Here is a 26,719-nt window from a genome sequence, read left to right as displayed (position 1 = left end):
TAAAACGTGTAGCGCCGCGTCAGTTCAGGTAAGGGGACCAGGAAGGTTCTCTGACTTCGCCTTGTGCGGTAGGAAGCGGGAGCCTTACGCGTCCATTAATGGACACGAGCATCAAGACTCCCCGGCCCTGCTGGCGGGTGGCGTAGATTACCATGGTGCCGTTGGGCGCAACAGTAGGTGACTCGTCCAGAGTGCTATCAGTGAGGATTTTTACACTTCCGCGCTGCAAATCCTGGGCCGCCACCTTGAAATTGGTGAAACCATCCTGGCGGTGAATCATCACCAGGGTCTTTTCGTCAGCCGAAAGCTTCGGGTTGGCGTTGTAGTTACCGATGAAGGTCACACGCTCCGCCCCACCGCCACCCACGCTGGTTTTGTAGATCTGAGGCTTGCCGCCACGGTCGGAGGTGAAGTAGAGGGTCGAACCATCCTTACCCCAGAACGGTTCGGTGTTGATGCCGGGACCGTTGGTAACACGAGTGATCTGACGCGAACCCAGGTTCATCACATAAATATCCGGGTTACCGTCTTTCGACAGTACGAATGCCAGACGATTGCCATCCGGCGACCAGGCTGGTGCGCCATTCAAGCCTTCGAAGTTGGTGATCTGCTCACGGCGACCGGTATCGATGTTCTGCATGAAAATACGCGGACGCTTCTGCTCGAACGAGACATAAGCGATGCGCTTGCCATCCGGTGCGAAACGCGGCGACAGGATCGGCTCGCGCGATTGCAGCAGCGTCACGGCGCGGGCACCGTCATAGTCCGAACGTTGCAGTGTGTAGCGCGTGTTCTTCTCGGAGAAACGCTCGGCCGTCACGTACAGCAGACGAGTCGAGAACGCACCTTTAATACCGGTGAGCTTTTCGAACGACTGGTCGGAGATGTAGTGCGACATGTCGCGCAGTTGATCAACGCTGCCCGACACGCTGCCGGTCAGCACTTGCTGCTCGGTGGCGACGTTGAACAGAGCATATTGAACCTGCAGGCGACCGCCCGCCGGAACAATGTTGCCGACCATGACGTACTGGGTACCCAGCGCCTTGAAGTCACGGAAGATGATTTCGCTGGCCTGACTCGGCTGGCTGATCATGTTCTGCTTTGGAATCGGCGCGTAGTAACCCGAGTTGCGCAGGTCGTTACCGATGATTTCAGCCATATCGTCCGGCAGCACACTGCCGCCCTGGAAGCCGAACGGCACTACCGCGATCGGGGTGGCCCGATCACTGCCGCTGGTGACCAGAATATTTTTTTCATCCGCTGCCGCTATCCCTGCCAGGCAGCAGATAACGACAAGCATTCCTCGAAGAAGGTTTCTCACAAGGCTAGATCCTCAGGTGTGAATGTCATCTTGAATGAACGATACGGAGCGAAATCGCTCGGCTTCATTCCCTGCATTTCTGTCAAACGTCCAATATTCTTGACCGCCGCTACAGCCGAAGCGTCAAACGGACCGTCGCCACTGGATTTGGCCACGCTGACCGAAGTCACCGTACCGTCCGGCAACATGCCGATTTGCAGCACGACCGTCATGCCTTTGCGGGCCGAAGGTGGACGAGCCCAGCCTTCCGCTGCACGCGCACGAATCAGGTCATCGAAACTGCCGGCGACTTCGTCACCCTGCTCATCCGCCAAGGCCTGCTGACGCTGCGGCGTGTCGGAAAGCAAATCTGCCAAGGCCTGGGCCTTTTTGTCTTCGGCGGATTTACGTGCCGCTTCCTGCGATTTCTTCTTCGCAGCATCGGCAGCAGCTTTCTTCTTCGCGTCTTCGGCGACTTTCTTCTTCGCCTCTTCAGCTTCAGATTTCTTCTTGGCGTCTTCCGCGGCTTTCTTCTTCGCGTCTTCGACGATCTTTTTCTTCGCTTCTTCAGCGGCCGCTTTCTTGGCCTCTTCTTCAGCAGCTTTCTTGGCTTCTTCTTCAGATTTCTTCTTGGCTATATCAGCCAATTGTTTCTCTTCGGCCTTTTTGGCTTCGGCGGTCTTCTTGGCTTCATCAGCCTTTTTGGCCTCTTCCGCTTTCTTCGTCTCGTCGGCCTTTTTGGATTCTTCGGCTTTTTGAGCCGCGTCTTCCTTCTTTTGTTCCGCGGCTTTGATCGCTTCCTGCTCGATCTTTTTCTGTTCCATCTGTTCGACTTCGGTCTGACGCGCGGCGGATTTCTTCGCCTCACCCGCAATCTTCTGATTGGTCTGGGTGGTCGCCTGACTTTTCGACTTCAGCTGGTACAGGGTCGCCTGGACAATCGGTTTGGCCGGCGGCAGCTCCGGTGTGAAGGCGAAACTGACGAACAGCATGCCGAAAACCAGCACGTGCAAGACAATCGCCCAGACACTAGGCCAGAAGTAGCTTTCCGAGGCGGACGGCTCTCGCATTTGCTGCATCAGGGTGCCTCGGTAATCAAGCCAACATTACCGACCCCGGCTTTCTGCAACCCGCCCATGGCACCCATCACGGAACCGTAATCGACGGTCTTGTCGCCGCGAATGAACACCTGGGTACGCTTGCCGCCTTCAGTCCCGGCGCGAATGATCTTGGTCACCGCGTCGGTCATTTGCGGCAAGGTCATGGCCTTGTCTTGCTGCTTTTCGGTGTCGACTTCGCTGCCAAGGTTCCAGTAGTAGGTCTTGTCAGACTTGATCGAAATGGTCAGGACCTGGGTGTTGTTGTCCTGCGGCAAGGCTTCGCTGGAAACCTTGGGCAAATCAACTTTCACGCCCTGATTGAGCATCGGCGCGGTCACCATGAAGATAACCAGCAGTACCAGCATCACGTCGATGTAAGGCACCACGTTCATCTCGGCAACCGGCTTGCGCTTTTTGCGAGCTCGAGCGATTAAAGCCATTGGAAATTACCTGCTTATTCTTCGCTGGTGTGCACTTTGCGGTGCAGGATCGCCTGGAATTCATCGGCGAAGGTGTAATAACGGCTCAGCAGGGTTTCGCTGCGGGCAGCAAAACGGTTGTAAGCGATAACGGCCGGGATGGCGGCGAACAGACCGATCGCTGTAGCAATCAGTGCCTCGGCGATACCTGGAGCCACAGTGGCCAGGGTCGCTTGCTGGGCAGTGGCCAGACCACGGAAGGAGTTCATGATGCCCCAGACCGTACCGAACAGACCGATGTACGGGCTGACGGAACCGACGGTGGCGAGGAACGGCAGGCTCTGCTCGAGCTTTTCTTCTTCGCGGGAAATAGCGACGCGCATCGCGCGGGCCACACCTTCCATGACCGCTTCCGGGTCAACGCCTGGCTGCTGACGCAGACGGGAGAATTCCTTGAAACCGGCACGAAAGATCTGCTCGACGCCCGAGTCCGGGTCAGGATTGCTGCCGGCCTGACGGTAGAGTTTGGACAGGTCGATACCCGACCAGAAGCGCTCCTCGAAGCTCTCCAGGGCACGTCGACCGGCGCGCAGCAGGTTGCTGCGCTGAAAGATCATGATCCATGAGGTCACCGATGCGGCTACCAGGATCAGCATTACCAGTTGCACCACGATACTGGCATTGCTGACCAGGCTCCACATGGAGGAATGGTCGACGACGTTAGCTTCCACGCTTTATCTCCTGCTTTGAGTGTGTACCCGCGCCGCTCACGTCGGCAAAGGCCGCACGTAGAGCTTCGGGAATGGCCCGGGGTTTCAAACTGTTAGTGCGCACACAGGCCACCAGAAACTGCCCTTCGCAGAGCAGCGCATTATCCGTGGCTCGCCTGACCTGCTGTTTAAAGCGCAGGCTGACACGGTTCAATTCGATTACTTCAGCGCTTACCAGTAGCTCGTCATCCAGTCGCGCCGGCGCGTGATAACGCGCTTCGCTGGAATGCACGACGAACAACAGGTCCTCCCCTGCCAGCTGGGATTGGGCAAAGCCCAGCTCCCGGAGCCGCTCGGTTCGAGCCCGTTCCATAAACTTGAGGTAATTAACGTAATACACGATGCCGCCCGCATCGGTGTCCTCGTAATAAACGCGACAACGATGTGCGAACGGCTCAAGCCCGTTTTGCGCGCGCATACTCTAGTGCTTACTCCTCAGGTTGCCAATCCGGCCAGGCAACTGTTTTTCATTGTTCTGCGGCTTTCTCGCGAAAGTACGGTCCTAGGACAGCACAATGCCCGAAAATTCAGCCCGCAAAAGTTAATTAATCGTCCACGGCATCGAGGAACTCGTCTACCACGGGCATCTCGCCCAATCGTGACGGAATGTTTAAACCGAAGTGCAGGTACGCATGCCGCGTCACCACCCGCCCCCGTGGCGTGCGCATGATGTAGCCCTGCTGGATCAGGTACGGCTCCAGCACATCTTCGATGGTGTGGCGCTCTTCGCTGATCGCGGCCGCCAGACTGTCCACCCCTACCGGGCCACCGTCGAACTTTTCGATCATGGTCAGCAACAAACGTCGGTCCTGGTGATCGAAACCACGTTCGTCGACATCCAGCAGGTTCAGGGCCAGGTCAGCGATCGGTTTGGTGATATGGCCCTTGGCCCGGACTTCGGCAAAATCCCGCACCCGGCGCAGCAGACGGTTGGCGATCCGCGGGGTGCCACGGGCACGGCGGGCGATTTCGAAGGCACCCTCCGGGTCCAGCGGCAAACCGAGGATGTTCGCCGAGCGGCTGACAATCGTCGCCAGGTCGGCAGTGTTATAGAACTCCAGGCGCTGGACGATCCCGAAACGGTCTCGCAGCGGGTTGGTCAGCATCCCCGCCCGCGTCGTCGCGCCGACCAGGGTGAACGGTGGCAGATCAAGCTTGATCGAGCGCGCAGCCGGCCCTTCGCCGATCATGATGTCCAGCTGGAAGTCTTCCATGGCCGGGTACAGCACTTCTTCGACAATCGGCGACAACCGATGGATTTCGTCGATGAACAGCACATCGTGTGGCTCAAGGTTGGTCAGCAGCGCGGCCAGGTCGCCCGGGCGCTCAAGGACCGGCCCCGAAGTGCTTTTGATCGACACCCCCATTTCCTGGGCGATGATGTTGGCCAGGGTGGTTTTACCCAGGCCCGGCGGGCCGAAAATCAGCGTGTGGTCCAGAGATTCGTTACGCCCACGGGCGGCCTGGATAAACAACTCCATTTGCTCGCGAACGGTCGGCTGGCCAATGTACTCGGCCAGGCTGACAGGACGAATCGCCCGGTCCTGGACTTCCTCGCGGTCGCGGGGGCCGGGCGTGGCGGCAATCAGACGATCAGCTTCAATCACTTAGATCATTCCCTTCAGGGCGCGACGAATCATGTCTTCACTGCTCAAACCTTTCTCCTTGATCGCGGAAATCGCCTTGCTGGCTTCCTGCGGCTTGTAGCCCAGGGAGATCAGCGCGCTGACCGCGTCATTTTCGGCGGTAGCGACCGGCGCCGTATCCGGCCCACCCGGCTGGTTTGGCACCAGGGCAAACATCGCCGGGACAGTTTCCCACGCCTTGAAGCGATCCTTGAGTTCCACCAGCAAGCGCTCGGCCGTCTTCTTGCCCACACCCGGCACCTTGGTCAGGGCCGACGTGTCCTGGGACTGCACGCAACGTACCAGTTCGTCGACTTCCAGACTCGACATCAAGGCCAGGGCCAGTTTCGGGCCTACACCATTGAGACGGATCAACTCGCGAAAAAAGTCTCGCTCGCGCTTGCCGAAGAAGCCATAGAGTAACTGCGCGTCTTCGCGTACGACCAAATGGGTGTGCAAGGTCAGTGGCTCACCGACCGACGGCAGACGATAAAGCGTGGTCATGGGCACTTCAAGCTCATACCCTAGGCCGTTTACATCCAGAATCAGGTGCGGCGGCTGTTTCTCAGCCAGTGTGCCGCGCAAGCGTCCAATCACGTTTCAGATCCTTGAGCGTTGGCCAGATCAGTGCTGGCGACTGACAGAACAAGGGTCTTGCGCCGACAACACAGGCGCAAAACCCTCATTCCCTAAAAAATGACTGCTGATGCTATCAGAGACGCAGGCGCCCGCCACGACTGCGTGCCGTGCCCAGGCCATGAGGCAACAGACTGGAGCGGGTGTGAGCATGACAAATGGCAATGGCCAGGGCGTCCGAGGCATCGATTTGCGGCTTGCTGATCAATTTCAGCATGTGCATGACCATCATCTGCACCTGCTCCTTATTCGCCGCGCCGGTACCGGTGACGGCCTGCTTGACCTGAGTCGCGGTGTATTCAGCGATTTCCAGGCCTTCTTCGGCGCCGGCAACGATGGCCGCACCACGGGCCTGCCCGAGTTTCAGCGCAGAGTCGGCGTTGCGCGCCATGAAGACCTTTTCGATACCCATGGTGATCGGGCCATAGGTCTGGATGACTTCACGCACGCCGCGAAAGACGATTTGCAAACGCTCATGCAACTCGCCGGAACCGGTACGAATACAGCCCGACGCTACATAAACGCAGCCACGCCCGGTATCGCGTACCACGCCATAACCGGTAATGCGCGAACCGGGGTCGATACCAAGAATTAAAGTCATAACGCCTGCGGGTTAAGTAAAAGCACGATATTCAATACACGAATAACAAATGTGGGAGCGAGCCTGCTCGCGAAAGCGGTTTCATATTCAGCAACGCTGCTGCCTGAAAATCCGCGTTCGCGAGCAGGCTCGCTCCCACATTGGATCTTAGTCGCCCTTAACCGAGCTGTGCGGCTACCGATTCCGGAATATCCGCGTTGGAGTAGACGTTCTGCACGTCGTCCAGGTCTTCGAGCATGTCGATCAGCTTGAGAACCTTCTCGGCGCCTTCCAGGTCCAGTTCGGCACTGGTGGTCGGCAGCATGACGATTTCGGCATCATCACCTTTGAAACCCGCCGCTTCCAGGGCGTTACGCACGGAGTAGAAACCGGCGAACGAGGTGAACACGTCAATGGAGCCGTCTTCGTGGGTCACCACGTCATCGGCGTCGGCTTCCATGGCCGCTTCCATCAGCGCGTCTTCGTCAACGCCGGGTGCGAAGGAAATCTGCCCTTTGCGCTCGAACAGATAGGCCACCGAACCGTCCGTACCGAGGTTGCCGCCGCATTTGCTGAACGCGTGGCGAACAGCGGCTGCAGTGCGATTGCGGTTGTCGGTCATGCACTCGACCATCACCGCCACGCCGCCCGGGCCGTAGCCTTCGTAGGTCAGCTCGACCATGTCGTCGGTGTCGGCAGCACCGGCACCGCGAGCGACCGCGCGATCAATGATGTCGCGACTCATGTTCGCACCGAGTGCCTTGTCCAGGGCCAGACGCAGACGCGGGTTGGAACCCGGATCACCACCGCCCTGACGGGCAGCAACGGTCAGTTCACGAATCCACTTGGTGAAAATCTTGCCCTTCTTGGCATCCTGACGTTCTTTGCGGTGCTTGATGTTCGCCCACTTGGAATGACCCGCCATAACTCGCTCCGAATTCTCTTTGAAACATTGCCCGCTGCGCGAATGACGCGCCAGCCAACAAATAAAAATCTCGACCTGCCTATAAAGAAAGGGCGCATCCGAAGATGCGCCCTTCAGGTCAGCCTTACTCAGCCTTTGGCGTTTCGCGCAGACGAATGTGCAGTTCGCGCAATGCCTTGGCATCCACCAGACCCGGTGCCTGAGTCATGACGCAAGCCGCGCTCTGGGTTTTCGGGAAGGCGATCACTTCACGGATCGACTGGGCGCCGGTCATCAGCATCACCAGACGGTCCAGACCGAAGGCCAGACCACCGTGCGGTGGCGCGCCGTATTTCAGGGCGTCGAGCAGGAAGCCGAACTTCTCTTCCTGTTCCGCTTCACTGATACCCAGCAGGCGGAACACCGACTGTTGCATTTCCTTGCGGTGGATACGGATCGAACCGCCACCCAGCTCGGTACCGTTCAGCACCATGTCGTAGGCACGGGACAGAGCGGTTGCCGGGTTGGCTTCCAGTTCTTCCGGGGTGCACTTCGGCGCAGTGAACGGGTGGTGCAATGCGGTGAAGCTGCCGTCGTCGTTCTCTTCGAACATCGGGAAGTCGACAACCCACATCGGTGCCCATTGGCAGGTCAGCAGGTCCAGGTCGTTACCCACCTTGATCCGCAGCGCGCCCAGGGCTTCGCTGACGATCTTGGCCTTGTCGGCACCGAAGAACACGATGTCGCCATCGACTGCACCGACGCGATCGAGGATCGTGTTCAGGGCAGCTTCAGGGATGTTCTTGACGATTGGCGACTGCAGGCCTTCGACACCTTTGGCGCGCTCGTTGACCTTGATGTACGCCAGGCCCTTGGCACCGTAGATGCCGACGAACTTGGTGTAGTCGTCGATCTTGCTGCGCGGCATGCTCGCCCCGCCCGGAACGCGCAGTGCGGCAACGCGGCTTTTCGGGTCGTTGGCCGGGCCACTGAAGACCTTGAATTCAACATCTTTAAGCTGGTCGGCAACGTCTACCAGTTCCAGCGGGTTACGCAGGTCCGGCTTGTCGGAACCGTAACGACGCATGGCCTCGTCCCAGGTCATGTGCGGGAATTCACCGAATTCTACATCCAGCACTTCCTTGAACAGGTTGCGGATCATGCCTTCGGTGATGCCAATGATGTCTTTTTCATCGAGGAAGCTGGTTTCGATGTCGATCTGGGTGAATTCAGGCTGACGGTCGGCACGCAGGTCTTCGTCGCGGAAGCACTTGGCGATCTGGTAGTAACGGTCGAAGCCGGCCACCATCAGCAGTTGCTTGAACAGCTGCGGCGATTGCGGCAAGGCGAAGAAGGAACCGGCGTGAGTACGGCTCGGTACCAGGTAGTCGCGAGCACCTTCCGGCGTGGCGCGGGTCAGGATCGGCGTCTCGACGTCGAGGAAGCCGTTCTCGTCCAGGTAGCGACGGATGCTGGTGGTCATGCGCGAACGCAGGCGCAGCTTCTCGAGCATTTCCGGACGACGCAGGTCGATGAAGCGATAACGCAGACGGGTTTCTTCGCCGACATCGGAGAACTCGTTGAGCGGGAACGGCGGGGTTTCCGCTTCGTTCAAGACTTCCAGCTCGTAGCCCAGCACTTCGATCATGCCCGAAGCCATGTTCGCGTTGCCGGCACCGGCCGGACGCAGGCGTACCTTGCCGGTCACCTTGACCACGTATTCGCTGCGCACGCGATCGGCGGCGGCGAAGGTTTCAGCGCGGTCCGGGTCGAACACCACCTGGGCCAGACCGTCACGATCACGGATATCGAGGAAAATCACCCCACCGTGGTCACGACGACGGTGTACCCATCCGCAAAGGGTAATTTCCTGGCCTTCCAGGCTTTCGTTCAGTTGGCCGCAATAATGGCTGCGCATCATGGTAGTGGTTTCACTTCTCGTAATTCGAAATTCGGTTAGAGGCCTTGCACACTGGATGATGCAAGAGCTCGCACGTGTCGTTCAACTCAGGCTCTAGACCCTAGTCAGCTTTGTCGCCGCCGGCCAGATTCTTCTTCGAACCGGTCTTGAAATCGGTTTCGTACCAGCCGGTGCCGCTGAGGCGGAAGCCCGGCATGGACAGCATCTTTTTAAGCTCTGGCGCCTGGCAGGCAGGGCAGTCGACCAGCGGTGCTGCGCTGATCTTTTGAATGGCTTCCAACTGATGACCACAGGAAGCACATTGATAGTCGTACATCGGCATGGGGGTTGTCTCGGCGATCAGATTGCTACCGCACACGCTGGGTTTTGCGGCAAAGAGCGGGATTATATCCATTAAATGCAGCCTGTGCAGCCGTAAGACTGCACAGACCGACACTCGACGCACTCCACCGCCACACGCTAGGCCATGACGATGCAACTCCCTTCCTTCAGGCTGTGCACCACGCAGACAACCCGTACCAGCCCGCTGAAATTCTTCACCCCGCCGTGGCGCAAATGCACCTCGCGGTCCACGTAGGACAACAGCGCACTGACGGAGCAACAATTAACCTTCGCCATTTCGCCCAAAATGTCCCAATAAACCTGCTCAAGCCGCAAACAGGTCGCAAAGCCATTAAGTCGCACGGAACGGGATAATGGCTGGGCAAGGCCCATATCGAATTCACTGACAAATGGATCGACTCTTATATCCTTAAGCGGGCCGACCCTCCCCTCGTTTCTCCTGTCTCCATAAACCATATCGTTGACACTCCTTTGCCATCCCTGGCCTTTATAAGAGCCATATGCTGTGTCTTATAAAAGCGCAGGTGCAAAGGTATATCCAGATGACTTTATGACCATCTACGTAGGATAAGCCAACAGCTGAAGGCAGATCATGGAGAGCGTCCTACTCCGGACAATTTCCCACACAATCAGGTGCAAAATCGCTCAACGAAAAGGCGCTGGGAGACACCACAATGACAGCGTGCGAACAACGCCTGACGGAGGTCATCCGCACGCTGGCGGGGTTACTGGTCCAGCAATGAACGCAGCATCCACGCGGTTTTCTCGTGAACCTGCATACGCTGTGTCAGCAGATCAGCCGTGGGTTCGTCACTGACTTTGTCGAGCAGCGGAAAGATACCTCGCGCAGTACGCGTGACCGCTTCCTGGCCCTCGACAAGCTGCTTGATCATGTCTTCGGCACTGGGCACGCCCGCTTCCTCCTTGATGGACGAAAGACGTGCATAAATGGAATAGGCACCCGGGGCAGGAAACCCGAGAGCTCGAATGCGTTCGGCAATCGAATCGACAGCCAGGGCCAACTCGTTATATTGCTCCTCGAACATCAAGTGCAGCGTCCGAAACATGGGACCGGTGACATTCCAGTGGAAGTTATGGGTTTTCAAATAAAGTACATAAGTGTCCGACAGCAGACGCGACAGTCCGTCAACGATGGACTTGCGATCCTCTTCACTGATACCGATATCGATTGCCATGCTTTTCCCCTAAAGGTGATGAAATTCATCCGACAGGTGCAGGACCACTCTAGCAAGCCTGTCGCCACACCGCAGCCCTGGATGCCCCACCGACCTGCGACAAATCGCCCCCATTGCACCGCTGGACTGCCTGATTTGAGTAGCCGCAGGCTTTGCTGTTAAATAGACAGTGTGTCGCTGGCACCTATTTTTCCGGGTGCTGCGCATAGGCTGATACCGGGTACGTGCCCAACGCCTCTTATTGTTCTGAAGCGAACCGTGCGCCATCAGCTCTTCCTTGTGATCCGTCTTAACGTGAGTTAATCAAAATGTTGAAAATCGTCCACCTGCTAATGGGCGCAGCGGCCCTGCTGCTGTCCTTCATCCCTAGCCTGCGATCCGAAGCCGTTCCTTACCTGCAACAACCCGATGCGCTGTACCTGGCCTTTTTCGGCCTGCTCAACCTTACCCTCGCTCCTGTCATCCCTTACTGGAACAAAGGCCCGCGTCATCAACTGCAGAACCTGGTCAGCGCCCTGCTGGTTCTGGCTGTCGTACTGCAAACCCTGACGCTGCTGGCGCCGATGCCCGTCATCGCCGGTCAACCTGCCGTTCTGTTCAGCCTGGTCGCTGCCCTGATCGCCGTTCTTCTGCACCTGGCCATCAGCTTCTACAAATCTTCACCGGCCGCCGCCTCGCCAAGCTATGACATGAGCAACCGCGATACCGGTACCGTCAAGTGGTTCAACACTTCCAAAGGCTTCGGCTTCATTTCCCGTGATTCCGGCGATGATATTTTCGTGCATTTCCGGGCCATTCGGGGCGAGGGTCACCGCGTCCTGGTCGAAGGCCAGCGCGTGGAGTTCTCTGTCATGAATCGTGACAAGGGTCTGCAAGCCGAAGATGTGATCGCCGCTCTGCCGCGACGCTGATTCAAGGCTAAAAAAAACCGCGAACAGCCAGGCTGTTCGCGGTTTTTTATTGCCTTTTTTTTGAAACAAAAGCTAGTAATGCGGCGGTGGCGCTTCTTCTTCAAACGTTTCGAACTGACCGGCCATTTCCTCTTGCCGCTTGAGCAATGCCGCCATTTGCAGTTGCAGGCGTTCCACTGCGCGCTGCTGCGTCGCCAGCACATCACTCAATGCCTGGATGGTGTCATCCTGAAACGCCAATTGGCTCTCCAGATCGGTAACGCGTGCTTCCAGGCTCATGATTCAACCCTCCAGAAACGTGAAATCTTCGGTCAGTACCAGACGCAGCCGTTCGCGAATCGTCGCGATCTGCTCTGCACTGTACGGTTTTGCCGGGTGCTTACCCCAAACGGGGGCTGGCCAGGCAGCATCCTCACGCTTGCGCACAATCACATGCATGTGCAATTGGCTGACGACGTTACCCAGGGCCGCGACATTCAGCTTGTCCGCGTCGAACGAGTCCTTGAGCATTTCCGCCAGCGCGGTCGTTTCCTGCCACAGCTGCCGTTGATCTGCGACATCCAACTGAAATATCTCACTGATATCTTCGCGGCGTGGCACCAGAATGAACCAGGGGTAGTTCGAATCGTTGGACAACAGCAACCGGCTGAGCGGGAAATCCCCGATCGGTAGCGTGTCTTGTTGAAGTCGTGGATCTAAAGCGAACACTGTGCGCACTCCCGCCGGGTCATCAATTTCAGCTTAGCGCCCATCCAGAGAGACGGCGCACCAAGCGACAGGACGGCAGCATACCTGCGATCGCCACCTGCTTCACGACGAACCACGTCAATGCGGGCCCGAGAATCCACAAACGATCGAACTCACGCCCCGACATGAGACATTTTTCGTCAAAGCGCACCATTACAGAACCGAAGAGCACACAAAAAACGCCGAAATGACTGATTAACAACGATGTGCTCGTATCCGCCAAATGGCCACGCTGTATGAATTCAGTACAGCGAATAAAATTTTTTGCACCAAAACCGCACAGTGCGTCTACGCTGAGTGCGTCGGGCATCCGCCAATTACTCACTGGCGGGGTGAACCGGTAACGTTTTTGGTTGTCACGCAGTCAGCCAAGAGGGAGCAACACGATGCAAACCATGGCGTCAAGCCCGAATGAAACGTGCTTGAACCCCCCGGTTTTATGAGGTTTTTACAGCAACAGGCAGGCCTTCAGAAAAAAACAGCAGCAGAATTCTGATTTGTGCACGCTTGTTGCATTCACACCCACATCGCCTGCAAAGCCTCCGCTGGAAGTGGAAGCCTTCAGGCAAATAAAAACAGTGGCAGGGTAGCCCGATGGAGATTCAAACGTTTCACCAGGGACTCTTTTTACCGATGCTCAAGCCTTGGAAAACAACGCTAAAGTTGTCAGTCTGCTTGCGTCGGGGCTGTAAATTTGCGACATCTACCAAGCCATTTGCGACAGGGTCGTAAAGAAGCTGAAAGGTTAGATGCGCAAGTATCGCCAACATGGTCGGCGTGATATAAGTTTGCGCCGACACAAAAAGAAAGAGCCGCCCAGATAATAAAACAGGTGGGACGGCAGTACTCTTCTAAAACCAAAGGAGCAAATCACGATGCGCGTGATGAAGTGGAGCATGATCGCACTGGCAGTTGCAGCAGCAGCCAGTACTCAATTGGCTACGGCCGCACCTTTTGTAAGTGACCAGTCTGAAGCCAAAGGCTTTGTTGAAGACGCAAAATTCGACTTGCTGCTTCGCAACTATTACTTCAACCGTGACAACAAAGACGGCGGCAACGACCAGAAAGACTGGACACAGGGTATCTGGGGCAACTTCAGCTCCGGTTACACCGCAGGTACCGTAGGCGTCGGCATTGATGCGTTCGGTTACCTGGCAGTGAAACTGGACGGTGGCGACGGCACTGGCGGCACGGGCAACATGAGCCGCGACGCCGATGGCGAAGTTAACGACAGCCAAGGCAAAGCCGGCGCAGCCGTTAAGTTCCGCGTATCCAAAACCGAGCTGAAAGTCGGTGACATGCAGCCAAGCACTGCTCCAGTGTTCGCTGTTGGCGGTTCCCGTATCCTTCCTCAAACTGCCAGCGGTTTCCAACTGCAGAGCAGCGAAATCAAAGACCTTGATCTCGAAGCCGGTCACTTCTACTCGTCTACCAGCCAGGACAGAAACTCCCGTGAGGGCGGCCTGTTTGCAACCTACGCTGGCGAAGAAGCCAACACCATCGACTATTTCGGTGGCAAGTACGGCATCACCGACAGCCTGAGCGCATCGCTGTACGGCGCCAAGCTGGAAGACATCTGGAACCAGTACTACGGTAACCTGAACTACACCATCCCAATGGGCGGCGACCAGTCGCTTAACCTGGACGGTAACGTTTACCGCACCACCGATACCGGTGATGCTAAAGCCGGCGACATCAGCAACACCACGTTCTCCCTGGCAGCTGCTTTCTCGTTCCTGAAAGCACACACCATTACCGTCGCCTTCCAGAAGGTTAACGGTGACACTCCGTTCGACTACATCGGCGTGGGCAAGAACAACCGTGGTGGCGACTCGATCTTCCTCGCCAACTCTATCCAGTACTCCGACTTCAACGCTCCTAACGAGAAGTCTGCCCAGGTCCGTTACGACCTGAAAATGGCCGAGTACGGCGTTCCAGGTCTGAGCTTCATGACCCGTTACGTGAAAGGCTGGGACATCGACGGCACCAAGGCTCCAGTAGATGGCGCTTACGCTGGCATATACGGTGAAGATGGCAAGCACAACGAAACCAACTTCGAAGCCAAGTATGTTGTTCAGTCTGGCCCGGCAAAAGACCTTTCCTTCCGTATTCGTCAAGCATGGCACTTCGCTAACGCTGACGAAGGTGAAGGCGACGTTAAAGAGTTCCGCCTGATCGTCGACTACCCGATTTCGGTTCTGTAATTACCGAAAGCTAGTTCGCGGTAATCAAAAAAAGGCCCATCTTCGGATGGGCCTTTTTTATTACCTGATGCACTGCGCTTGCAGCAAATGCCTGATCGAAAAGTCAGGCATTAGTTGAAAGACCCATCACTGCACTGCAGATTCCTGAACCACTCGAATCACCCGCTGTGGAAACGGGATATCGATACCGGCCGTTTTCAATCGATCACGGGATTGTTCATTGAACATGAACATCACATCCCAATAATCCGCAGTCTTTACCCACACACGCAGAGAAACAGTAATCGAACTGTCCCCCAGGGTAGAAATGACTGCCTGCGGAGCCGGTTCGGCCAATATGCGCTCATCATTTGCCAGGTCCAGCAGTACTTCACGGGCCTTCTGCAAGTCCGCTTCGTAATCCACACCCACATCAAACACAACCTTGCGGGTCGGCTGACGGTTAGTGTTGGTGATGATGCCGTTCGACAAGTTGCCGTTAGGGACAATGATGGTTTTGTTATCGCCAGTGCGCAGCACCGTGTGGAAGATCTGGATGCTGTCGACGGTACCGGCGACACCTTGAGCTTCGATCCAGTCACCAATGCGAAACGGGCGGAACAACAGAATCAGCACGCCACCCGCGAAATTCGCCAGACTGCCCTGCAAGGCCAGACCGATGGCCAGACCCGCTGCACCGATGGCTGCGACAAACGAAGTGGTTTCCACCCCGATCATGGATGCCACGCTGACGATCAGCAGCACCTTGAGAATGATATTCGCCAGGCTGCTGATGAAACCTTGCAGTGCAAGGTCGGCGTTACGCAACGCCAGCAGGCCGCCGAGTTTTTGCGTCACTTTATTGATCAGCCACCAGCCGATGGCCAGGGTGATCACCGCCAGCAACACGCGGCTGCCGTATTCCATGATCATCGGAATCCAGGCTTGAGATGCCTTGACCAGGTTATCCACTTCAGTATTCAAATCCATCTACTTTCTCCTGATTTCCGGCTACCCGGCACGCGAAAAATGAGCGGCAGAAAAGACCAAACCCTTGCGGGTTCAATCGTTTCTGCCGTTACTGAGGCCTCGGACGCAGAAAACGCCGAGAGGTTCCCGCCTGAAAGGTCAGTCGCGGAAGTTGTTGAACTGCAGCGGCATGTCGAAAGTCTTGGCACGCAGGGCTGCAATGGCGTCCTGCAAGTCATCACGTTTCTTGCCGGTAATGCGCACCTGCTCACCCTGAATGGCGGCCTGGACCTTGAGCTTGGCGTCCTTGACGTGAGCGACGATTTTCTTCGCCAGCTCTTTGTCGATACCTTCCTTGAGGACCGCTTCCTGCTTCATCAACTTGCCCGACGCATAGGCATCCTTGACTTCAAGGCACTGCACGTCGATTTTGCGCTTGACCAGCGCCAGCTTGAGGATCTCAATCATCGCTTCGAGCTGGAAATCGGCTTCAGCGGTCAGGTTGACGGTCAGGTCCTTTTCCTTGAACTCGAAGGTGCCTTTGCCTTTCAGGTCATAACGGCGATCGAGTTCCTTGACGGCGTTTTCGACCGCGTTGGTGACTTCGTGTTTGTCCAGTTCGGATACCACGTCGAACGACGGCATGTAATTTCTCCAATAAAAGGCGCGCCGATGGAGCACGCCTGGCTTGCGGTTAAAATCCGCGCTGATTATAACGGGTCTTTCCCATCATTCACTGCGAGCCTCCCATGTGCGCCTTAATCAGAGCAAAAAGCTGATGTCCACCACCTGGCATGTTCTGGGCGCCGGCAGCCTCGGTACCTTATGGGCTACACGTCTGGCCCGTGCCGGCGCGCCGGTCAGCCTGATCCTGCGGGACGCAGCACGCTTACAGGCTTATCAGGCAGCAGGCGGCCTGACGCTGGTGGAGCACGGTGAAGCCACAACGTATGCCATCCCTGGACAAACACCCGACAGCAGCGAGCCGATCAACCGTCTGCTGGTGGCCTGCAAGGCCTACGATGCCGAGAAGGCCGTCGCCCAACTGGCGCCGCGCCTGGCGGCCGGCGCCGAGCTGATCCTGCTGCAGAACGGTCTTGGCAGTCAGGACGCCGTCGCCGCGCAGGTTCCTCAGGCCCGCTGCATCTGCGCGTCGAGCACTGAAGGCGCCTTTCGCGATGGCGACTGGCGCGTGGTGTTTGCCGGACACGGTTACACCTGGCTGGGGGATGCCGGTCATCCGGTGGCGCCCATCTGGCTGGACGACGTGAGCGCCGCCGGCATTCCCCACGAGTGGAGCACCGACATTCTGACCAGGCTGTGGCGAAAACTGGCGCTCAACTGTGCGATCAATCCGCTGACGGTGCTGCACGATTGCCGCAATGGCGGTTTGCAGGACCATCATTGCGAAGTCGCCACCCTTTGCGGCGAACTCACCGAGTTGCTTGAACGCTGCGGACAGCCCGCCGCTGCCGAGGATCTTCAACAGGAAGTCGAGCGGGTTATCCACGCGACTGCCGCCAATTACTCATCGATGTACCAGGATGTCAGCCACCGGCGCCGGACCGAAATCAGCTACCTGCTGGGTCATGCGTGCAAAGTCGCTTCACGGCATCAGTTGAACCTGCCGCACCTCAATCAAATGCAGCAGCGGCTGATCGCCCATCTGCGCAGCCTTGGATTGCCCAGCGACTGAGCAGCGGCTACGCTGGCCACTTGTTCCTATTCAGCGATAAACCTGATGCCATTGCGCCAGCGCCTTGAAAACCTTCCCGTTGGCCAGAAACTGCTGGCCGCCCTGCTGGTGCTGTTGACCACCGTTCTGTTGGTCGCCAACCTGACCTTTATCAGTGCCGCGTATTACATTTCCCAGGAAAGCATGGCGCCCCAGGCCCTGCAGACCATCGGCCGACTGGTGTCGAACCCGAGCCTGGTGTCAGAAGCGTTGCAGTCGCCACAAAGCGCCGAACGCCTGCTCAATGAGCTCAACAGCTACTCACCACTGCGTGCGGCGGCCCTTTATGACGGCAAGGGTGAACGTCTGGCGCAGTTGCAGCATGGCGACAAGCTGAAGCTGCCGGAGCGTTACCGGCACATCGAGTCCTGGCAAGCCACGGAGTTTCGCAGCAATCAGGTGATCACCCTGCCCCGCCCCGGCACCGCGCCCGGCCACTTGTTATTGGTCGCCAGCAGCGAACTGCCCATGGCGTTCTACACCGGGACCCTGACCGCGAGCCTCGGGATCCTGATCTTCAGTGTGCTGTTGTGGCTGGTGATCGCCCGGCAGATCAAACGGCTGATTACCCGGCCGATCCATCAGCTCGAAGAGTTGTCCCGGCAAGTGACCCGTGAAGAGAACTACGCCCTGCGTGCTTCCCGCGGCAACCATGACGAAATCGGCAGCCTCGCCGAGGCATTCAACACCATGCTCTCGCGCATCGAGGCGCGGGAGCAGCAACTCAAGCGGGCCCGGGATGATTCCCAGGCCGCTTATGACCAGGCTCAGGGCCTGGCCGAAGAAACCCGCCATACCAACCGCAAACTGGAACTCGAAGTCCAGGTGCGCAGCAAGATCGAGAAGAAACTCACCGGTTTCCAGAACTACCTCAACAGCATCATCGACTCCATGCCGTCGGCGCTGATCGCCCTCGACGAGCAGCTCTACGTCACGCAGTGGAATCAGGAGGCCAGCGCCCTGTCCGGTACGCGCCTGGACGAAGCCCTGAATCAACCGATCTTCCTCGCCTTCGAACCGCTCAAACCGTTTCTGCCGCAGCTCAAGCAAACCGTCGAACAGCACACGGTGGCGAAAATTGAGCGCGTAACCTGGTTCAAGGACGACGAGCCCAAGCACTACGCCCTGACCTTCTACCCACTGATGGGCGGCGCCGGGCGTGGCGTGGTGATCCGGATCGACGACATCACCCAGCGCCTGTCCCTGGAAGAAATGATGGTGCAGTCGGAAAAAATGCTTTCGGTCGGCGGTCTTGCCGCCGGCATGGCGCATGAGATCAACAACCCGCTAGGCGCGATCCTGCATAACGTGCAAAACATTCGCCGACGCCTGTCCCCTGAGCTACCGAAGAACCTCGAACAGGCCGAGCAAATTGGCGTCGAGCTGGAAACGGTCAATAAATACCTGCAAGTGCGCGAAGTGCCGCAACTGCTCGATGGCATTCAACAGGCGGGCGCCCGGGCGGCGAAAATCGTCACCCATATGCTCAGTTTCAGCCGCCGCAGTACCCGGCAAATGGCGCCATGCGACCTGCCGGCACTGATCGATCAAGCCGTGGAGATCGCCGGCAACGACTTCGATCTGGCGATCGGTTTCGACTTCAAGGGCCAGGCGATCATTCGCCAGTTCGATCCAGCGTTGGGCCCGGTTCCCGGCACGGCCAACGAACTGGAGCAAGTGCTGCTCAACCTGCTGAAAAACGCCGCTCAAGCGATTCACCAGCGCGAAGACGACCGAGAGCCGGGGCGGATCATCCTGCGCACCAAACTGAATCCGCCGTGGGCGGAAATCCAGGTCGAGGACAATGGCATCGGCATGAGCGAGAGCGTGCGCAAACGCACGTTCGAGCCGTTCTTCACCACCAAGGAAATCGGTCAGGGCACCGGCCTTGGCCTGTCGGTCTCGTATTTCATCATCACCAACAACCACAAGGGTCAGATGGAAGTGCAATCGACCCAGGGCCAAGGCACATGCTTCACCTTGCGCCTGCCCTTGGCGGGCACGCCGCAGGTCTCTCAAGAACTCAATCAGCTATCGAGGTAACCATGGGCTTTCGCTTGTCGAAGATTTACACCCGCACCGGCGACAAAGGCGAAACCGGGCTGGGCGACGGCCGCCGCGTACCCAAGGACCATCCGCGGATCGAGGCCATTGGCGAAGTCGATACCTTGAACAGTCAGGTGGGCGTGCTGTTGGCCGGGTTAGCGGCGGAAAGTATTACGTATCCGGGACTGAACGAAGTGATTGAGGTTTTGGCGCCCTGCCAGCATCGATTGTTCGATCTCGGTGGCGAACTGGCCATGCCGGTGTATCAGGCACTGGATACAGCTGAAATTGAACGCCTGGAAACGGCGATCGATGTATGGAATGAAGAACTGGGGCCGCTGGAGAATTTCATTCTGCCGGGCGGTTCGGCGCTGATTGCCCAGGCCCATGTGTGCAGAAGCCTGGCGCGTAGTGCCGAACGGCGGTGTCAGCATTTGAATGCGATTGAACCGTTGGCCGGGGTCGGGTTGGCCTACATCAATCGGTTGTCGGATTTGCTGTTTGTGGTGGCGCGGTTGATTGCCAAGCGGCAGGGGATTTCCGAGATTTTGTGGCAGCCGGCGGCGAAGCCTGAGGTTTAGTCGGCGCCTGACAGGCCCTCATCGCGAGCAGGCTCGGTCCCACAGGGGATTTTTGGTGCGGCTTGAGTCCAATGTGGGAGCGAGCCTGCTCACGATGGCGCCAGTAAGGTCACCGCAGAATCATGGGCCAGGCCAAAACGCCCGAATCCCCGCCACACCCTGCGCCCCCGCCTCCCAAGCTTTCTGCCGCTCTGCCGGGCCAACGCCACCGAGCAAAAACACCGGTTTGCTGAAACCTTCGATCAACACCGAAGCCTGTTCCCAGCCCAACGGCTGAGCCCCCGGATGAGTCAGGGTCGGCTGCACCGGTGACAGGGTCACAAAATCCACGTCCATCTGCTCGGCCAGCGTCAGTTCTTCAGCGCTATGGCAGGACGCCGCCAACCAGCGCGACGCCGGTAACGGTCGCCCCGCCGCCGCGTATTTGCGCAACTGCTGCGAGGTGATGTGCCAACCGGCCGATGGAAAATCGCCGAGCCATTCGAACGGCCCCTTGATCATCAACTGCGCCTTGCCGGCACACAGCCCCGCGGCGTCCACCGCCAGATCGCGGTACTTCGGATCGTAGCCGTTGGGCGCACGCAGCTGGATCAGCTTGATGCCACTCGCGATGGCTTTCTGGATGCCGCGCAGCAGCGCCGGAGTTTCCAGATCTTCGGGGGTAATCAGGTACTCTGCGGGCAACCGGGCGGCCGCAACAATCGGCTGGTTGGCCGCCGGGAACTCATAGTTCAGCAGGTCACGGGGCGCTACCCACTCCAAAGGCTGGCCTTCGGCACCGTGAGGGTCGCCGGTAAAACCCGAGACCTCCCAGACATCCAGCAGCACCTGCTTGTCCGGGTAATCGTGCCGAACCTTGATCAACGGGCGCGCCGCGTTGACCACGATGCCCAACTCCTCGTGAAGCTCGCGGGCCAGGGCCGTTTCGACGGACTCATCGTCCTCGACCTTGCCCCCCGGAAACTCCCACAGACCGCCCTGATGCTGAGTGTCAGCACGACGGGCGATGAGGATCTTGCCACTGCCATCACGGATAACAGCGGCGGCTACGTGTACTCGTTTCACTGCCCGACCTCCTCCAGCCCCGCCTTCTGCCACGCCTTGAAGGCCGGCCATTGGTAGATAGTGTTGACGTAGGCCTCGTCCGCTGCGGACAGTTTCACCTGATAAGTGCGCAGGCGCACTGCGATCGGGGCGAAGTAGGCATCGGCCAGGGTCGCGCCGCCAAACAGGAATGGACCGGTTTCGGTCGCAGCGGCGCGGCACTCGGCCCACAACGCCAACATGCGCTCGATGTCCGCCTGGACATCAGCCGGTGTCGGCGACAGCGGAGCGTTGTGGCTCAGGTCGAACGGCATATTGCCGCGCATGGCGAAGAACCCGGCGTGCATCTGCGCACACGCCGACCGCGCCTGGGCACGGGCGGCGACATCTTTAGGCCAGAGGCCGGCATCCGGGAACTGTTCGGCCAGGTACTCGGCAATCGCCAGGGAATCGGCGATGGTGCCGTGTTCGGTTTTCAGCAGCGGGACTTTCCCGGTTGGCGAATGCTTGAGCAGACGCTCACGGGTGTCCGGCTGGTTCAGCTTGATGAGTTCTTCGGTGTAAGGGGCACCGGCCAGGTCGAGGGCCAGCGCGCCGCGCAGGGACCAGGATGAATGCAGTTTGTCGCCGATGATCAGGTGGAGGCTCATGGTATGGCGCCTTTTGATGAAGGGTACAGACCAGCATCTTTAATGTCTGGTCGGTCGTCTTCGCGAGCAAGCTCGCTCCCACATTGTTTTCTGCCGTACACAAAATCTGTGTTCACTGGAGATCCACCGTGGGAGCGAGCCTGCTCGCGAATGGAGCGACTCTGTTTTAAGTACGGTACTCGGCGTTGATCTTCACGTATTCGTGGGACAGGTCAGTAGTCCAGATGGTTTCGCTGCAATCACCGCGACCCAGCTCGATACGGATGGTGATCTCTTCCTGCTGCATCACCGCCGCGCCCTGGGCTTCGGTGTAGGTCGATGCGCGGGCGCCACGACTGGCGATGCACACGTCGCCGAGGAACACGTCGATCTTGCTCACGTCCAGATTCGGAACGCCGGCACGGCCAACAGCGGCCAGGATGCGGCCCCAGTTCGGGTCGGAGGCGAACAGTGCGGTCTTGATCAGCGGCGAGTGGGCCACGGTGTAACCGACGTCCAGGCACTCCTGATGATTGCCGCCGCCGTTGACTTCTACGGTGACGAACTTGGTCGCGCCTTCGCCGTCGCGAACGATGGCCTGGGCCACGTCCATGCACACTTCGAACACGGCTTGCTTCAGCTTGGAGAACAGCTCACCGCTGGCGGAGGTGATTTCCGGCAGCGCAGCCTGACCGGTGGCGATCAGCATGCAGCAGTCGTTGGTCGAGGTATCGCCGTCGATGGTGATGCGGTTGAACGACTTGTTGGCGCCGTCCAGCAGCAGGTTTTGCAGCACATCGCGGGAGACTTTGGCGTCAGTGGCGATGTAGCCGAGCATGGTCGCCATGTTCGGACGAATCATGCCGGCGCCCTTGCTGATACCGGTGACGGTGATGGTCACGCCGTCATGCTGGAACTGGCGGCTGGCACCCTTCGGCAGCGTATCGGTGGTCATGATGCCGGTGGCGGCAGCTTCCCAGTTGTTCACCGACAGGTCGTCGAGGGCAGCTTGCAAGGCGCCTTCGATTTTCTCGACCGGCAGCGGCTCGCCGATCACGCCGGTGGAGTACGGCAGCACTAGGCTGGCGTCGACGCCGGTCAATTCAGCCAGTTTGGCGCAGGTACGTTCGGCGGCGGCCAGGCCAGGTTCGCCGGTGCCGGCGTTGGCGTTGCCGGTGTTGGTCAGCAGGTAACGCACCGGGCCTTGCACACGCTGCTTGGCCAGGATCACCGGAGCGGCGCAAAAGGCGTTCAGGGTGAACACGCCCGCCACCGTGGAGCCTTCGGCACAGCGCATGACCACGACATCCTTGCGCCCCGGGCGCTTGATACCGGCCGAGGCGATACCGAGTTCAAAACCGGCAACCGGGTGCAACGTTGGCAAAGGACCAAGACCAACAGCCATGAATGCGCTCCTTAATAAATGATGTCAGCACCGTTTTCAGGAAGAACGGTGGTTTAAATGGCAAAACGCCGCGACGGCTGGTGCCGGTCGCGGCGCGGGTATTTCAGCGTATGAAACGGGCTTTACTGGATCTGCCCGTGGCAATGCTTGAATTTCTTGCCCGAACCGCAGTAGCACAGTTCGTTACGGCCCAGCTTCTGTTCGTTGCGTACCGGTGCGGTGGCCAGGGCTACATCGACCTCTTCACCGAGCAGTTCCGGTTGCTCGAGACCCGGCGCTTCGTCGTGCTGGAACTGCATGCGCGCCGCCAGTGCCTCGGCTTCCTGACGCAGGCGTTGCTCTTCTTCGATCGGATCTTCGCGGCGAACCTGAACGTGGGACAACACACGGATCGAATCGCGCTTGATCGAATCCAGCAGCTCGGAGAACAGCGTGAACGACTCGCGCTTGTACTCTTGCTTCGGGTTCTTCTGGGCGTAGCCACGCAAGTGGATGCCGTGACGCAGGTGGTCCATGGTCGACAGGTGGTCTTTCCACAAATCGTCCAGCACGCGCAGAACGATTTGCTTCTCGAAGGTGCGCAGCGCATCGGCGCCGGCCTGGTCTTCTTTCTCGTTGTACGCCGCAATCAGCTCCTGCATCAGCTTCTCGCGCAGGGTTTCTTCGTACAGGTGATCGTCTTCGTCGAGCCATTGCTGGATCGGCAGCGAAACACCGAAGTCGCTCTGCAACGCCGCTTCCAGACCGGCCACGTCCCACTGCTCAGGCAGCGATTGCGGTGGGATGTGAGCGCTGACGGTGGCGTTGAGCACGTCCTGACGGAAGTCGGCGATGGTTTCACCGATATTGTCGGCGGCCAGCAACGTGTTACGCATGTGATAGATCACTTTACGCTGTTCGTTGTTGACGTCGTCGAACTCAAGCAATTGCTTACGAATGTCGAAGTTGCGACCTTCAACCTTGCGCTGGGCCTTCTCGATGGCGTTGGTCACCATGCGGTGCTCGATCGCTTCACCGGACTGCATGCCCAATGCTTTCATGAAGTTCTTCACCCGGTCAGAGGCGAAGATGCGCATCAGGCTGTCTTCCAGGGACAGGTAGAAACGGCTGGAACCGGCGTCACCCTGACGACCGGCACGACCACGCAGCTGGTTGTCGATACGGCGCGATTCGTGACGCTCGGAAGCGATCACCTGCAAGCCACCCGACTCCAGCACTTGCTGGTGACGTTTCTGCCAGTCGGCCTTGATCTGGGCAATCTGCTCCGGCGTTGGATCTTCCAGGGACGCGACTTCCACTTCCCAGTTACCGCCCAACAGGATGTCGGTACCACGACCGGCCATGTTGGTGGCGATGGTCAGTGCGCCCGGACGACCGGCCTGGGCAATGATCTCGGCTTCTTTTTCGTGGAACTTGGCGTTCAGGACCTTGTGTTCGATACCTTCCTTCTGCAGCAGGGCAGACATGTGCTCGGAAGTTTCGATGGTGGCAGTACCCACCAGCACCGGACGGCCCTGGGTCATGCATTCCTTGATGTCGTTGATGATCGCCGCGTATTTCTCTTCGGCGGTCAGGAACACCAGGTCGTTGTAGTCTTTACGCGCCAACGGCTTGTTCGGCGGAATCACCATGACCTGCAGGCCATAGATCTGATGGAACTCGAACGCTTCGGTGTCTGCGGTACCGGTCATGCCGGACAGTTTGTTGTACAGACGGAAGTAGTTCTGGAACGTGGTCGACGCCAGGGTCTGGCTTTCGGCCTGGATGTTCAGGTTTTCCTTGGCTTCGATGGCCTGGTGCAGGCCTTCGGACAAACGGCGACCCGGCATGGTACGGCCGGTGTGTTCGTCGACCAGTACAACCTGACCGTCCTGCACGATGTATTCAACGTTGCGATTGAACAGTTTATGCGCACGCAGGCCAGCATAAACGTGGGTCAGCAGGCCCAGGTTATGTGCCGAATACAGGCTCTCGCCTTCCGCCAGCAGGCCGACGCGGGTGAGCATGTCTTCGATGAACTGGTGACCGGCTTCGTTGAGTTCGACCTGACGGGTCTTCTCGTCAACGGTGTAGTGGCCGGCCTTGGTGACTTCGCCTTCGACTTCTTCGACATGCAATTCAAGCTGCGGGATCAGTTTGTTGATCTCGATGTACAGCTTGGAGCTGTCCTCGGCCTGACCGGAAATGATCAACGGGGTACGGGCTTCGTCGATGAGGATGGAGTCGACTTCGTCGATCACGGCAAAATTGAGTTCGCGCTGGAATTTTTCTTCCATGCTGAACGCCATGTTGTCGCGCAGATAGTCAAAACCGAATTCGTTGTTGGTGCCGTAAGTGATGTCGGCAGCGTAAGCGGCGCGCTTCTCTTCCGGCGGCTGGAATGGCGTGACCACACCGACCGTCATGCCGAGGAATTCGTAGAGCGGACGCATCCAGTTGGCGTCACGGCGGGCCAGGTAGTCGTTCACCGTCACAACATGCACGCCCTTGCCGGACAGCGCGTTGAGGTAAACGCCCAGTGTTGCCACCAGGGTCTTGCCTTCACCGGTACGCATTTCCGCGATCATGCCTTCATGCAAGGTCATGCCGCCGATCAGCTGGACGTCGAAGTGGCGCATGCCCATGACACGCTTACCGGCTTCGCGGGCGACCGCAAAGGCTTCTGGCAGCAGTTTGTCGAGGGTTTCCCCTTTGGCGATGCGGGCCTTGAACTCATCTGTCTTGGCACGCAATTGATCGTCCGAAAGGGCCACCATTTGCTCTTCGAAGGCATTGACGAGTTGCACCGTCTTGAGCATGCGTTTGACTTCACGCTCGTTCTTGCTTCCAAAAAGTTTCTTTAACAAAGGCGCAAACATATCGGCAGGATCTTCCACACTAAAGGGATGGAGGGCGGCCCCGTGAGTCGCCCGTGCAGCCCTCATGGCCGCATGCGAACGAGCATTCTACCCGGAAACGGTGGTGAGGAAAGTGGCGTTATTCCACGATGCTGGCACAGCGCTGTGACGGGGCTCACTTAAAATAAGGGCTTTTTACTGAACTTCAAGCCATTCACGGCAGAAGTTACTTGTTGATTTAATGGGTAAAGCGCTCGCAAAGCAATGGGTCGGGTGCATCCGGTGCTTTCTGCTACCATGGCGGCTCTGTTACTTCAGGTGTCTGATCATGGCATTTCGCCCTCTTACGGCCAGAGCACCCGCCGTTCTGCTTCGCGAAGCCAAACCGCTGAAAGCCATCTTCGGCCACGCTCAACGCCTGGGTCATTTACAACGTCTGGTAGAAAGCCAATTGCAGCCCGCCGCGCGCGAGCACTGCCATGTGGCGTCGTGGCGCGAAGGCAGTTTGTTGCTGATTGTCACCGATGGTCACTGGGCAACCCGCCTGCGTTATCAGCAGAAGCGTCTGCAACGACAGTTACAGCTGTTTGATGAATTCGCCAGCCTGACGCGAATTCTGTTCAAGGTTCAGCCACCCACCGTTCAGCAAGGGGCGGTTGGGCATACGATGGATTTGTCGACCGATGCGGCGGCGACCATTCAGGCCACGGCCGACGGGATCACTGATCCGAATCTGCGGGCGGCACTGGAGCGGCTGGCGGCTCACGCCAAACCCAAGGTTTAACAGCAAGATCAAAAGATCGCAGCCTTCGGCAGCTCCTACATTGAGATGGTGTCCC

28 protein-coding genes are annotated in these 26,719 nt (G+C 58.2%); 6 read left to right on the top strand and 22 right to left on the bottom strand.

Annotated elements, in window-relative coordinates; genetic code table 11:
* Positions 1-19: 19 nt before the first annotated feature.
* The 13 genes from tolB to ACYZUD_RS30380 all read right to left on the bottom strand — a co-directional run bounded on the left by tolB (position 20) and on the right by ACYZUD_RS30380 (position 10,793).
* The gene (tolB, locus tag ACYZUD_RS30440) at positions 20-1,321 is read right to left on the bottom strand and encodes a Tol-Pal system beta propeller repeat protein TolB (protein WP_462021508.1); all 1,302 of its coding nucleotides are present in this window, start codon (positions 1,319-1,321) and stop codon (positions 20-22) included.
* Positions 1,318-2,379, bottom strand: a complete 1,062-nt coding sequence (tolA, locus tag ACYZUD_RS30435; RefSeq protein WP_462021507.1) for a cell envelope integrity protein TolA — start codon at positions 2,377-2,379, stop codon at positions 1,318-1,320. The genes tolB and tolA overlap by 4 nt, the downstream gene beginning before the upstream one ends.
* The gene (gene tolR / locus ACYZUD_RS30430; protein ID WP_162556275.1) at positions 2,379-2,831 is read right to left on the bottom strand and encodes a protein TolR; all 453 of its coding nucleotides are present in this window, start codon (positions 2,829-2,831) and stop codon (positions 2,379-2,381) included. The genes tolA and tolR overlap by 1 nt, the downstream gene beginning before the upstream one ends.
* Positions 2,832-2,854: 23 nt before the next feature.
* A complete protein-coding gene (tolQ, locus tag ACYZUD_RS30425; protein WP_046049659.1) occupies positions 2,855-3,550 on the bottom strand; it encodes a protein TolQ in 696 nt (231 codons plus the stop codon).
* Positions 3,540-4,007 carry a tol-pal system-associated acyl-CoA thioesterase gene (gene ybgC, locus ACYZUD_RS30420; protein WP_054044992.1) on the bottom strand — a complete coding sequence of 156 codons (468 nt, stop codon included), beginning with the start codon at positions 4,005-4,007 and terminating at the stop codon, positions 3,540-3,542. The genes tolQ and ybgC overlap by 11 nt, the downstream gene beginning before the upstream one ends.
* Before the next feature lie 127 nt (positions 4,008-4,134).
* Positions 4,135-5,196 (bottom strand): Holliday junction branch migration DNA helicase RuvB, encoded by a 1,062-nt coding sequence (gene ruvB, locus ACYZUD_RS30415; RefSeq protein WP_008147374.1) that lies wholly within the window; start codon positions 5,194-5,196, stop codon positions 4,135-4,137.
* The gene (gene ruvA / locus ACYZUD_RS30410) at positions 5,197-5,811 is read right to left on the bottom strand and encodes a Holliday junction branch migration protein RuvA (protein ID WP_462021506.1); all 615 of its coding nucleotides are present in this window, start codon (positions 5,809-5,811) and stop codon (positions 5,197-5,199) included.
* Between the two features lie 115 nt (positions 5,812-5,926).
* The gene (ruvC, locus tag ACYZUD_RS30405) at positions 5,927-6,451 is read right to left on the bottom strand and encodes a crossover junction endodeoxyribonuclease RuvC (protein WP_462021505.1); all 525 of its coding nucleotides are present in this window, start codon (positions 6,449-6,451) and stop codon (positions 5,927-5,929) included.
* Positions 6,452-6,608: 157 nt separating this feature from the next.
* On the bottom strand, positions 6,609-7,355 hold the full coding sequence (locus tag ACYZUD_RS30400; RefSeq protein WP_008072427.1) for a YebC/PmpR family DNA-binding transcriptional regulator: 747 nt from the start codon (positions 7,353-7,355) through the stop codon (positions 6,609-6,611).
* Between the two features lie 124 nt (positions 7,356-7,479).
* Positions 7,480-9,255 (bottom strand): aspartate--tRNA ligase, encoded by a 1,776-nt coding sequence (aspS, locus tag ACYZUD_RS30395; protein ID WP_462021504.1) that lies wholly within the window; start codon positions 9,253-9,255, stop codon positions 7,480-7,482.
* Between the two features lie 100 nt (positions 9,256-9,355).
* Positions 9,356-9,577, bottom strand: a complete 222-nt coding sequence (locus tag ACYZUD_RS30390; protein ID WP_010457489.1) for an FmdB family zinc ribbon protein — start codon at positions 9,575-9,577, stop codon at positions 9,356-9,358.
* Between the two features lie 137 nt (positions 9,578-9,714).
* Positions 9,715-10,053 carry a ribbon-helix-helix domain-containing protein gene (locus tag ACYZUD_RS30385; protein ID WP_462021503.1) on the bottom strand — a complete coding sequence of 113 codons (339 nt, stop codon included), beginning with the start codon at positions 10,051-10,053 and terminating at the stop codon, positions 9,715-9,717.
* Between the two features lie 269 nt (positions 10,054-10,322).
* Positions 10,323-10,793 carry a Dps family protein gene (locus ACYZUD_RS30380; RefSeq protein ID WP_214378237.1) on the bottom strand — a complete coding sequence of 157 codons (471 nt, stop codon included), beginning with the start codon at positions 10,791-10,793 and terminating at the stop codon, positions 10,323-10,325.
* 308 nt (positions 10,794-11,101) lie between these two features.
* On the opposite strand from ACYZUD_RS30380, the gene ACYZUD_RS30375 reads away from it, so the two are divergent.
* On the top strand, positions 11,102-11,704 hold the full coding sequence (locus ACYZUD_RS30375; protein ID WP_074879478.1) for a cold-shock protein: 603 nt from the start codon (positions 11,102-11,104) through the stop codon (positions 11,702-11,704).
* A 72-nt stretch (positions 11,705-11,776) separates the two neighbouring features.
* Here ACYZUD_RS30375 and ACYZUD_RS30370 read toward each other — a convergent pair whose 3' ends face one another.
* From ACYZUD_RS30370 to ACYZUD_RS30360, 3 genes are read right to left on the bottom strand one after another with little or no spacing between them, the layout of a single operon-like run.
* Positions 11,777-11,983, bottom strand: coding sequence for a SlyX family protein (locus ACYZUD_RS30370; RefSeq protein ID WP_008147392.1), 207 nt, complete (start codon positions 11,981-11,983; stop codon positions 11,777-11,779).
* Positions 11,984-11,986: 3 nt separating this feature from the next.
* On the bottom strand, positions 11,987-12,412 hold the full coding sequence (locus tag ACYZUD_RS30365) for an HIT domain-containing protein (protein WP_462021502.1): 426 nt from the start codon (positions 12,410-12,412) through the stop codon (positions 11,987-11,989).
* Between the two features lie 28 nt (positions 12,413-12,440).
* Entirely contained in the window at positions 12,441-12,761 is a 321-nt protein-coding gene (locus tag ACYZUD_RS30360; RefSeq protein ID WP_462021501.1) for a hypothetical protein, read from the bottom strand.
* A 565-nt stretch (positions 12,762-13,326) separates the two neighbouring features.
* Between ACYZUD_RS30360 and ACYZUD_RS30355 the strand changes: the two genes are divergently transcribed.
* Positions 13,327-14,655 (top strand): OprD family porin, encoded by a 1,329-nt coding sequence (locus ACYZUD_RS30355; RefSeq protein ID WP_462021500.1) that lies wholly within the window; start codon positions 13,327-13,329, stop codon positions 14,653-14,655.
* Between the two features lie 126 nt (positions 14,656-14,781).
* Here ACYZUD_RS30355 and ACYZUD_RS30350 read toward each other — a convergent pair whose 3' ends face one another.
* Positions 14,782-15,624, bottom strand: coding sequence for a mechanosensitive ion channel family protein (locus ACYZUD_RS30350; RefSeq protein WP_462021499.1), 843 nt, complete (start codon positions 15,622-15,624; stop codon positions 14,782-14,784).
* A 138-nt stretch (positions 15,625-15,762) separates the two neighbouring features.
* Positions 15,763-16,248 (bottom strand): YajQ family cyclic di-GMP-binding protein, encoded by a 486-nt coding sequence (locus ACYZUD_RS30345; protein ID WP_019823277.1) that lies wholly within the window; start codon positions 16,246-16,248, stop codon positions 15,763-15,765.
* A 133-nt stretch (positions 16,249-16,381) separates the two neighbouring features.
* Between ACYZUD_RS30345 and ACYZUD_RS30340 the strand changes: the two genes are divergently transcribed.
* The 3 genes from ACYZUD_RS30340 to ACYZUD_RS30330 are packed head-to-tail and all read left to right on the top strand — an operon-like array spanning position 16,382 to position 19,965.
* Positions 16,382-17,299 (top strand): putative 2-dehydropantoate 2-reductase, encoded by a 918-nt coding sequence (locus ACYZUD_RS30340; protein ID WP_462021498.1) that lies wholly within the window; start codon positions 16,382-16,384, stop codon positions 17,297-17,299.
* Between the two features lie 45 nt (positions 17,300-17,344).
* Positions 17,345-19,381, top strand: a complete 2,037-nt coding sequence (locus ACYZUD_RS30335; RefSeq protein ID WP_462021497.1) for a sensor histidine kinase — start codon at positions 17,345-17,347, stop codon at positions 19,379-19,381.
* A gap of 2 nt (positions 19,382-19,383) precedes the next feature.
* On the top strand, positions 19,384-19,965 hold the full coding sequence (locus ACYZUD_RS30330; protein ID WP_462021496.1) for a cob(I)yrinic acid a,c-diamide adenosyltransferase: 582 nt from the start codon (positions 19,384-19,386) through the stop codon (positions 19,963-19,965).
* A 120-nt stretch (positions 19,966-20,085) separates the two neighbouring features.
* Here ACYZUD_RS30330 and ACYZUD_RS30325 read toward each other — a convergent pair whose 3' ends face one another.
* The 4 genes from ACYZUD_RS30325 to secA form a co-directional block, all read right to left on the bottom strand.
* Positions 20,086-21,030: a Nudix family hydrolase gene (locus ACYZUD_RS30325; RefSeq protein ID WP_462021495.1), complete on the bottom strand. Its 945-nt coding sequence runs from the start codon at positions 21,028-21,030 to the stop codon at positions 20,086-20,088.
* Positions 21,027-21,659 (bottom strand): glutathione S-transferase family protein, encoded by a 633-nt coding sequence (locus tag ACYZUD_RS30320; RefSeq protein WP_462021494.1) that lies wholly within the window; start codon positions 21,657-21,659, stop codon positions 21,027-21,029. Before ACYZUD_RS30320 ends, ACYZUD_RS30325 begins: the two co-directional genes overlap by 4 nt.
* Positions 21,660-21,825: 166 nt before the next feature.
* Entirely contained in the window at positions 21,826-23,043 is a 1,218-nt protein-coding gene (gene argJ, locus ACYZUD_RS30315) for a bifunctional glutamate N-acetyltransferase/amino-acid acetyltransferase ArgJ (protein ID WP_462021493.1), read from the bottom strand.
* Positions 23,044-23,165: 122 nt separating this feature from the next.
* Positions 23,166-25,901 (bottom strand): preprotein translocase subunit SecA, encoded by a 2,736-nt coding sequence (gene secA, locus ACYZUD_RS30310; protein WP_462021492.1) that lies wholly within the window; start codon positions 25,899-25,901, stop codon positions 23,166-23,168.
* Positions 25,902-26,208: 307 nt separating this feature from the next.
* Between secA and ACYZUD_RS30305 the strand changes: the two genes are divergently transcribed.
* On the top strand, positions 26,209-26,664 hold the full coding sequence (locus ACYZUD_RS30305; protein WP_462021491.1) for a DUF721 domain-containing protein: 456 nt from the start codon (positions 26,209-26,211) through the stop codon (positions 26,662-26,664).
* Positions 26,665-26,719 lie beyond the last annotated feature (55 nt).

This window comes from Pseudomonas sp. XS1P51 (assembly GCF_054897845.1).
Note: the sequence above shows the minus strand (reverse complement) of the source record. Positions and strands in the feature narration are given on the sequence as shown.

Coding starts and splice junctions, on each gene's coding strand:
- ACYZUD_RS30335 (WP_462021497.1), top strand. CDS start 17,345: ATGCCATTGCGCCAGCGCCTTGAAAACCTTCCCGTTGGCCAGAAACTG.
- tolA (WP_462021507.1), bottom strand. CDS start 2,379: ATGCAGCAAATGCGAGAGCCGTCCGCCTCGGAAAGCTACTTCTGGCCT.
- ACYZUD_RS30380 (WP_214378237.1), bottom strand. CDS start 10,793: ATGGCAATCGATATCGGTATCAGTGAAGAGGATCGCAAGTCCATCGTT.
- ACYZUD_RS30375 (WP_074879478.1), top strand. CDS start 11,102: ATGTTGAAAATCGTCCACCTGCTAATGGGCGCAGCGGCCCTGCTGCTG.
- ACYZUD_RS30305 (WP_462021491.1), top strand. CDS start 26,209: ATGGCATTTCGCCCTCTTACGGCCAGAGCACCCGCCGTTCTGCTTCGC.
- ACYZUD_RS30360 (WP_462021501.1), bottom strand. CDS start 12,761: ATGCCCGACGCACTCAGCGTAGACGCACTGTGCGGTTTTGGTGCAAAA.
- ruvC (WP_462021505.1), bottom strand. CDS start 6,451: ATGACTTTAATTCTTGGTATCGACCCCGGTTCGCGCATTACCGGTTAT.
- ACYZUD_RS30350 (WP_462021499.1), bottom strand. CDS start 15,624: ATGGATTTGAATACTGAAGTGGATAACCTGGTCAAGGCATCTCAAGCC.
- ACYZUD_RS30330 (WP_462021496.1), top strand. CDS start 19,384: ATGGGCTTTCGCTTGTCGAAGATTTACACCCGCACCGGCGACAAAGGC.
- aspS (WP_462021504.1), bottom strand. CDS start 9,255: ATGATGCGCAGCCATTATTGCGGCCAACTGAACGAAAGCCTGGAAGGC.
- argJ (WP_462021493.1), bottom strand. CDS start 23,043: ATGGCTGTTGGTCTTGGTCCTTTGCCAACGTTGCACCCGGTTGCCGGT.
- ACYZUD_RS30400 (WP_008072427.1), bottom strand. CDS start 7,355: ATGGCGGGTCATTCCAAGTGGGCGAACATCAAGCACCGCAAAGAACGT.
- secA (WP_462021492.1), bottom strand. CDS start 25,901: ATGTTTGCGCCTTTGTTAAAGAAACTTTTTGGAAGCAAGAACGAGCGT.
- ACYZUD_RS30370 (WP_008147392.1), bottom strand. CDS start 11,983: ATGAGCCTGGAAGCACGCGTTACCGATCTGGAGAGCCAATTGGCGTTT.
- ACYZUD_RS30385 (WP_462021503.1), bottom strand. CDS start 10,053: ATGGTTTATGGAGACAGGAGAAACGAGGGGAGGGTCGGCCCGCTTAAG.
- ACYZUD_RS30390 (WP_010457489.1), bottom strand. CDS start 9,577: ATGCCGATGTACGACTATCAATGTGCTTCCTGTGGTCATCAGTTGGAA.
- ACYZUD_RS30340 (WP_462021498.1), top strand. CDS start 16,382: ATGTCCACCACCTGGCATGTTCTGGGCGCCGGCAGCCTCGGTACCTTA.
- ACYZUD_RS30320 (WP_462021494.1), bottom strand. CDS start 21,659: ATGAGCCTCCACCTGATCATCGGCGACAAACTGCATTCATCCTGGTCC.
- ACYZUD_RS30345 (WP_019823277.1), bottom strand. CDS start 16,248: ATGCCGTCGTTCGACGTGGTATCCGAACTGGACAAACACGAAGTCACC.
- ACYZUD_RS30355 (WP_462021500.1), top strand. CDS start 13,327: ATGCGCGTGATGAAGTGGAGCATGATCGCACTGGCAGTTGCAGCAGCA.
- ybgC (WP_054044992.1), bottom strand. CDS start 4,007: ATGCGCGCGCAAAACGGGCTTGAGCCGTTCGCACATCGTTGTCGCGTT.